The organism is Saccharothrix lopnurensis, from assembly GCF_042658445.1.
Classification (GTDB): domain Bacteria; phylum Actinomycetota; class Actinomycetes; order Mycobacteriales; family Pseudonocardiaceae; genus Actinosynnema; species Actinosynnema lopnurensis.
The window spans coordinates 92423-99461 of sequence record NZ_JBHSQO010000027.1 but is presented as its reverse complement, the minus strand read 5'-3'; the positions used below and the strand labels follow the sequence as shown (position 1 = coordinate 99461).

6 protein-coding genes are annotated in these 7039 nt (G+C 76.1%); all 6 read right to left on the bottom strand.

The window, feature by feature from the left end:
* On the bottom strand, nt 1-2282 hold a 2282-nt coding region (locus ACFP3R_RS24075; RefSeq protein ID WP_380638651.1), incomplete at its 3' end, for a BTAD domain-containing putative transcriptional regulator.
* A 476-nt stretch (nt 2283-2758) separates the two neighbouring features.
* Nucleotides 2759-3175 carry a PRC-barrel domain containing protein gene (locus ACFP3R_RS24070; protein WP_380638650.1) on the bottom strand — a complete coding sequence of 139 codons (417 nt, stop codon included), beginning with the start codon at nt 3173-3175 and terminating at the stop codon, nt 2759-2761.
* A gap of 120 nt (nt 3176-3295) precedes the next feature.
* Complete coding sequence (locus tag ACFP3R_RS24065) at nt 3296-4162, bottom strand: GNAT family N-acetyltransferase (RefSeq protein ID WP_380638649.1); 867 nt, start codon at nt 4160-4162, stop codon at nt 3296-3298.
* 32 nt (nt 4163-4194) lie between these two features.
* Complete coding sequence (locus ACFP3R_RS24060) at nt 4195-4863, bottom strand: NUDIX domain-containing protein (RefSeq protein WP_380638648.1); 669 nt, start codon at nt 4861-4863, stop codon at nt 4195-4197.
* Nucleotides 4860-6065 (bottom strand): adenylosuccinate synthetase, encoded by a 1206-nt coding sequence (locus tag ACFP3R_RS24055; RefSeq protein WP_380638647.1) that lies wholly within the window; start codon nt 6063-6065, stop codon nt 4860-4862. Before ACFP3R_RS24055 ends, ACFP3R_RS24060 begins: the two co-directional genes overlap by 4 nt.
* A complete protein-coding gene (locus ACFP3R_RS24050; protein ID WP_380638646.1) occupies nt 6062-7039 on the bottom strand; it encodes a hypothetical protein in 978 nt (325 codons plus the stop codon). Before ACFP3R_RS24050 ends, ACFP3R_RS24055 begins: the two co-directional genes overlap by 4 nt.

The following is a 7039-nucleotide window of genomic DNA, read 5'->3' as shown; positions in this document are numbered from 1 at the left end:
CCGGCGTCGGCGAGGGCGGCCCGCAGCACCGGCGCGGCCTCGGCGGCACGGCCCTCGCGGTGGTGCGAGGCGGCCAGCACCCAGCGCGTCTCGGCGACCAGCTCGCGGTCCCGGGCGCGGGCCAGCGCGTAGCGGGCGTCGGCCTCGGCCCGGCCGCCGAGCCGGAACACCAGGCGCGCCAGCCGGGCGGCGAGCCGTTCCCGCGCCCCGGCGGGCACGTCCGACCGCCCGAGGACCGAGCGCAGCACCGCGACCGCCAGGTCCGGGTCGCGCGCCGCGACCGCCTCGGCGTTGGCGGTCAGCCAGTCCACCACCCACGGGTCCACGGCGGTCGGCGCGGTCGCCAGCTGCCGCGCGACCAGCTCGACCGGTGAGCCGGCCGCGGCCAGCGCCTCGGCGGCCCGGCGGTGCAGCGCGGCCCGGACCGCGGCCGGGGTGCCGCGGTAGAGGGCGTGGTGGACCAGGTGGTGCCGGAAGGCGAACTCGGCGCCCGCCTCGACCAGCACGCCCGCCGCCGTGGCCTCCTCGACTGCGGCGACCAGCTCGGAGACCGGCCGGCCCGCCACGACCGCCGCGTTCCCGGGCGCGAACCGGGTGCCCAGCAGCGCGGCCCGGCGCAGCAGGTCCAGGGCGTCCGCGGACAGGAACGCCAGCCGCCTGGTCAGCGCGCCCACCAGCGACGTCGGCATGTCCTCGCCCACCAGGTCCGCCTCGGCCACGCCGTCGCGGAACTCGACCGAGTTCTCCCGCAGCAGGGCGTCGACGACCTCCCTGAGGTAGAGGGGGTTGCCGCCCGCGCACCCGGCCACGCGGTCCAGCCCCTCGCCCGGCGCGGCGCCCACCAGCCCGGTCAGCAGCGCGGTCACCTCGTCCTCGGCCAGCGGCCCCAGGTCGACCAGGACGCCGGTCCGCACGACCGCGCGCCGCACCCGCGCCACGTCGTCGCGGTGCGGCACCGGCCGCGCCACCGCGACCAGCAGCAGGGGCAGCCGGTGCGCCAGGCGCAGCAGCCGGTGCCACAGCAGCACGCTGGCCTCGTCGGCCCACTGGAGGTCGTCGAGCGCCAGCACCAGCGGGGTGTCCGCGCACAGCTCGCCGACCAGCTCCACCAAGCGGTCGATCGCGGTCAGCACGGGGTCGTCCGGCGCGGGGGAGTCGCCGGCCGGGTCGAGCAGGTCCCGGGCCAGCCCGACCCGGCGCGGGTCGGCCGAGGTGACCGACACGTCGAGGGCGTCGAGGACCACCCGGAGGGGGAAGCGCCCGCCCAGCTCGTCGGCCGCGGCGCGGGCCACGCGGACGCCCGCGTCCGGCGCGCCGGCCAGGGCGGTGGTCAGCAGCGACGACTTGCCGATGCCCGGTTCGCCCTCCAGCCACGCGGCGCCGCCGCGCCCCCGGGCCACCTCGGACACCGCGCGCCGCAGCAGGTCCAGCTCCCGGCGCCGGCCGACGAAGGGGGACAGCGCCGGCCGCGGCGGTGGGGTCGGGTGCGCCCGGGGCCGGGGCGCCCGGTGCGCGGCCACGTCGCCGTCGAGCACCCGGCGCTGGACCTCGCGCAGGGCGTGGCCGGGCTCGATGCCCAGTTCGGTCGCCAGCACGCGCCGGGCCCCGCGGAACACCTCCAGCGCCTCGGCCTGCCTGCCGCCCTGGTGCAGCGCGGTCATCAGCAGCGCGTGCAGGCCCTCCCGCAGCGGGTGCTCCACCACCAGCCCGAACAGCTCGGCCACCACGTCGGCGTGCCGGCCCAGCCGCAGCGCCAGCTCGGCGTGCCGCTCCACGGCGGCCAGCCGCAGCTCGTGCAGCCGCGACCGCTGCGCCTCGGCGAACCGGCCGGGCACGGCGAACAGCGCCTCGCCCTCCCACAGCGCCAGCGCCGCGCCCAGCTCCGCCGCGGCCCGCTCCGGGTCGTGCCGCGCCAGCGCCTCCGCCCGCTCGCGGTGCCGGTCGAAGCGGTGGACGTCCAACCCGTCCCGGTCCAGCCGCAGCGCGTAACCCGCCCCGGTCGAGGTGAGCACCACCCCGGCCGACCGCTTGGACCGCTCGGGCTCCAGCTCCCGGCGCAGGCCCGAGACGTAGGTGTAGAGGCTCGCCCCGGCGCTCGCGGGAGCCGCGTCGCCCCACACGCCGTCGATCAGTTCGTCCCTGGAGACCGCCTCGTTCGCGCGGAGCGCGAGCAGGGTGAACACCGCCCGCCTGCGCGCGGTGCCGAGGTCGACCTCCGCGCCGCGGCGCCAGGCGCGCACCGGGCCCAGCAACCTGACCACCAGCGACGCGGTCGTGCTCATCGACATCGGATCACCCCTTTCGTGGAAATAGGGGCCGGGTGGCGTGCTCTTGCTGATGGCGTACCTGCTCCGCTGTGCGCCGGTTGCTATCGAAGATGTGCCCGTTCGACCACGTTATCACGGGAACGGATCGGGAAGAATGCTCACAACCCGCGTCTCAAAAGAGGGTTTTCGCAGATCAAATCCGTGTGGTCGGAAGTCCGGCCCGGTCGCGGCGATACTCTCGGCGATAGTTTTACAGAAAACTCATCCGATTCCCCCGGGCTTGGAATCGGTAGGATGACCGTTTGACCGGGCACCTGTGGGAGATTGCCGGAATGGCCCCGGAACACCGGTTCGCGGGTGCCCCGCCACCCGGGCGGGACGTCCGGACCAGGGTGCCGGGGCCGTTCGGGGTGAAGACGGCGGGGGCTCGGGGACGGCGCTCCGGCGCCACCCCCGAGCCCCCGCGGCAGGTCCGGTCGTCCGCGGCACCGTCAGGGCGCCGTGCGGTAGCTCTCGGTGTAGTAGTCGCCGAGGCGGGCGCGGAACGCGTCGGCGTCGAAGGTGTCCGGGTCGTACTCGGGCCCGCTGGTCACCTGCTCCTTGGTCCGGTCGACGTGGATCACCCGGCCGTCGTGGTCGATGCGGGCGACCGCGCCGACCGGCAGCACCACCTGGTGGCTGGTCAGCCAGGTGCCGGTGTCGACCAGCAGGCAGTCGGCGGGCACCCGGGCGTTGGCCTCGTCGACCTTGCCGATCCGGCCGTCGACCGCCTCGACCTCGTACCCGAGCAGGCCCACGTCGGGGCGGTCGCGGTCGCCGACGGCCTCGTTGCGGGTGTCGAGGATCGCCACCGCGTCGCGCCAGATCCACGGGGCGAACGGGAACGGGTGCGGCTCCATCGCAGTCATGGTCGTCTCTCCTTCGTGCGGTGACCGGACGCCGGTCACCGGGAGGTGGTACCCGTTCCGGCGATCATGGGAACCCGCTCCGGGGGATCGGCGGGCGCGACCCGGTACCGGGGCGCCTGCTCAGGCGCCCCGGCACAGGTCGTGGACCTCGGGCAGGGGCCGGAAGCCGGCCGACGCGTAGGTGGCGACGGCGCCGACGTTGGAGCTCGGTGTGCAGACCAGGGCGCTGGACGAGCCGAGCTCCCGGAGCGCGGCCGCCGCGGCGACGGCGATCGCGTGGCCGTGGCCGTGACCGCGGTGGTCCCGGTGCACGCCCATCGGTTCGAGCAACCCGGGCCTGCCCGGACCGGCCGACCACACCGTCACCGCCGCCACCGCCTCACCCCGGTCGTCGCGGGCGACCAGGCACCGGGCCGCCGCGTACGCCGGTCCGGCCGCCATCGCGCGCCAGCGCTCGTCGGTGAACGTCGACCTGTCGAACGACGCCCGCTGCACGGCGGTCCGCACGGGCGCCTGCTCCGGCCCGACCACCTCGATCCGCAGGCCCGGGTCCTCGACCGGCTCCGCGAGGTCGCGGCGCAGCGGCGTCCACGGCTCGTCGGTCCGCCAGCCCTCCTCGACCAGCAGGTCCCGGACCAGGGCATCGGCCGGCGCGTCGACGTAGACCCGGCCCGGCACCAGCACGCCGCGCGCCGGGTCGACCACGTCCTCGACCACCCGCCGCGCCAGCTCCTCGTCCCGCCGGGCGCCCGGCGCGGTGGTCAGCCGCAGCAGCTCGGGGTCGTCGAGCAGCCCGACGGCGAGGATTCGCCCGTCCCGGCTCCAGGTCCGGACCGCCGCGGCCGTCGCCTCCGCGCCGAACCGCCGGAACCAGCCCAGGTCGCCGGGGTGCAGCTGCGCCGGAGCCCCGTCGTGCTGCCACTCGCGCAGCGCGGCCAGGGCGCCGCTCGGCCCGTCGGCCCCCGGCTCGTCCAAGGTGATCGCCATACCCGGGATTCCACACCACCGCCGGGTCGCGCTCAGCGGGTGGTCGGCTCGGCTCGTCCGGGGTCCGGCCGGACCCACCGCCACACCGAGGGCGGGCGGCCGCCCCTGGGCAGGGCGGCGGCGTGCTGGGCGGTGCGCTCCAGGCCGGGCACGCGCTCCATGGTCCGGCCCAGGTTGGCGGGGTAGGGGCGGTCGCCGGTCAGGGACTCGGTGACGTCCAGGGCCTGCGCGGTGGTGAACTCGGGCCCGAGCAGGCCGGCGGTGAACCCGACGTCGCGCCAGAGGCGGTCGGCCAGGATCGGGCGGCAGTCGGCCACGATCCGGTCGTGGTCGAAGGCCAGCGGCGGCACGTCGGCCAGCGGCGTCCACGTGGTGGGGCCGCCGGTGAGCCGGCCCGGGTCGACCGCGGCCCACAGGGCGATCGACAGCGTGGGCCCGCGCGGGTCGCGGGAGGGCTCGTCGAACGTGGTCAGCTGGCCGGAGGCGGTGACCGCGTCCCCTGGCACGCCGAGCTTGTCGCGCACCGCGCGCCGGGCGGCGTCGCGCAGGCGCTCGCCCCGGCCCAGCAGGACACCGGGCAGGGCCAACTCGCCCGCGAACGGCTCCTGGGCGCGGTGGGCGACGCCCAGGAGCACGGTGCGCGCGGTCGGGTCGAAGCGCAGGGCCAGCACGTCCACCGACACCGGGGTCGACTCGATCATGGACCGATTGTCGCGCACGCCCGCACCGCGTAGCGGTCCCGGTCCGGGCCGCTGCCGGTGACCAGCACGGGCCGGCGGGCCTCGAACCAGGCCAGCGGGTCCGGCAGGTCCTCGGGTGCCGCGCCGCGGCGGGGCACGACCCCCAGCCCGGTCGCGTCCAGGTGCGTCACGGCCAGCCCGTCCACCCCGCCGCACGCGGCCACGGCGTACTCCAGCAGCTCCGCGTCCAGGTGGCCGGCCCGCCACGCGCCCTGGTAGTGGCCGGTGGCGTTGTGGCGCTCGGGGAACCGGGCCGCCACCGCCGGGTCCTCGGTCGGCAGCGGCCCGGCGCCGTGCCGGGTCTGGTAGGTCCGGGTCACCCCGACGACCGCGGCCGGGCGGCCGCCCAGCAGCTCGCGGGCGTTGTCCGGGGTGGTGGTGGACCAGGTGGTGTGCGGGTGGAAGCCGTGGTGCTGGTCGAGCAGCACGCCCTGCGCGCCCTCGAACACCAGCCGGCCCCGCCCGGCCAGCCGGCCCACCTCGTCGCCGCGGGTGATCCGGACCGCGTCGGCGAAGTCGCGGTAGAGCGACACCAGCTCGGCCACCGACGTGCCCGACCCGATCAGCGGCTCGTAGAACCGGGCCAGCGCGTCGAGCTTGCGCCGCAGCGCCGCGGGGTCGGCGCAGTCGCCGACCCGCGGCGCCGCGCCCGGCGCGCCCAAGACCTCCTGGTGCTCCACGACGTCGCCGGGGCGGGCGCCCGCCAGCAGCGAGTACCAGACCGTCTCCCCGATGCCCTTGCCGCACGAACCGTGCCGCGAGCGCCCCCGGGCGTCCTCGCGGGCGCGGTTGGCGCGGATGTGGAACGGCGTGGTGAGCAGCGCGCCGGCGTCGACCGACAGCAGCCCCAGCGGGTCGGGCACCCCCAGCCCGGCCAGTTCCCGCGACTCGCCCGCCAGGGCCATCGGCTCGACCAGCACGTGCCGGGACAGGTGGGTCGGCACGCCGGCGAGCGTGCCGGACCCGAACTGGCTGAACGTGTGGTGCCTGCCGTCCGCGACCACGTTGTGCGCGGCCTGCGCGCCACCGTTGAAGCGGACCACCGACACCGTCTCGCGGTCGTGGCACAGGGCGTCGACCACCGCGCCCTTGCCCTCATCGCCGAACCCGAGGCCGACGACCACCACGTGCCCGTCCACGCCGTTCACACCCGCTCCGCTCACGTCAGGGTCACGTCGTCGGGACCGTCGAGCGCCGGGGGCGTGGCCGACCTGGTCAGGGTCTTGCCGCCGACGCCGACCAGCGCCTTGCCGACCGCCGCGCTCTCCGCCGCCGACCCGATCTCGGCCAGGTCCACCATCGCCTGGTCCAGGTCGACCACGCGCTCCTCCAGCCCGATCGTGGCGGCGATCAGCTCGCACACCGCGCCGGGGTCGTCGAGCTTGAGGAAGCGCTGCCCGAGGACGCCGCGCCAGTGCTCCGCGATCTCCGGGTCGTTGTAGTAGGCCGACTGGTCCGGCAGCACGTAGTAGACGTGCCAGCGGCGCTCCAGCTCCCGGTAGACCGAGACCGGGTCGATGTCCTGGTGCACGTCGTCGCCGATGACCCTGCGGATGTGCCGGGCCTCCAGCCGGGGCTTGTTCAGCTCGTCGCCGATGAGGAACAGGTAGCCCTTGCGGCCGCGCTTCTGCCAGGCGTCGGTGACCACGTGCCGGGCCATGAAGTAGGCGGCCAGCTCGTACGACTCGCTCTTCTGCCCGCCGCCACCGCCCTCCAGCAGGATGGTGCGCAGCTGCTCGTCCATCCGGTTGTCCGACTCGAACTGCCCGACCTGGAGCGGCACCCGGTCGCTGTCGGCGTCACCGATGCCGCCGAACATCAGCTGCGGGTCGGTGAGGTAGCCCTTGCGCTGGATGAGGCCGTGCAGCTTGCCGAGCTTGGTCTGCATCACCTTGGGCACCCGGCCCATCGAGCCGGTGACGTCGAACAGCACCGCGATGGGCGTCGAGTCGGCGTGGTCGGCCGAGTCGCGGCACTCGCGCACCGCGTCCCTCGGGTCCAGCGACGGGTCGGCCCGCCACTCGCTCCTGGGCTTGCCGCGCATCGCGGCGGTGTAGCCGAAGTCGTCGATGCCCTTGGCGGCGCGGAAGGTCTTGGCCGCCGCGTAGGCGTTGTCGTCCCACTTGCCGTGTCCCAC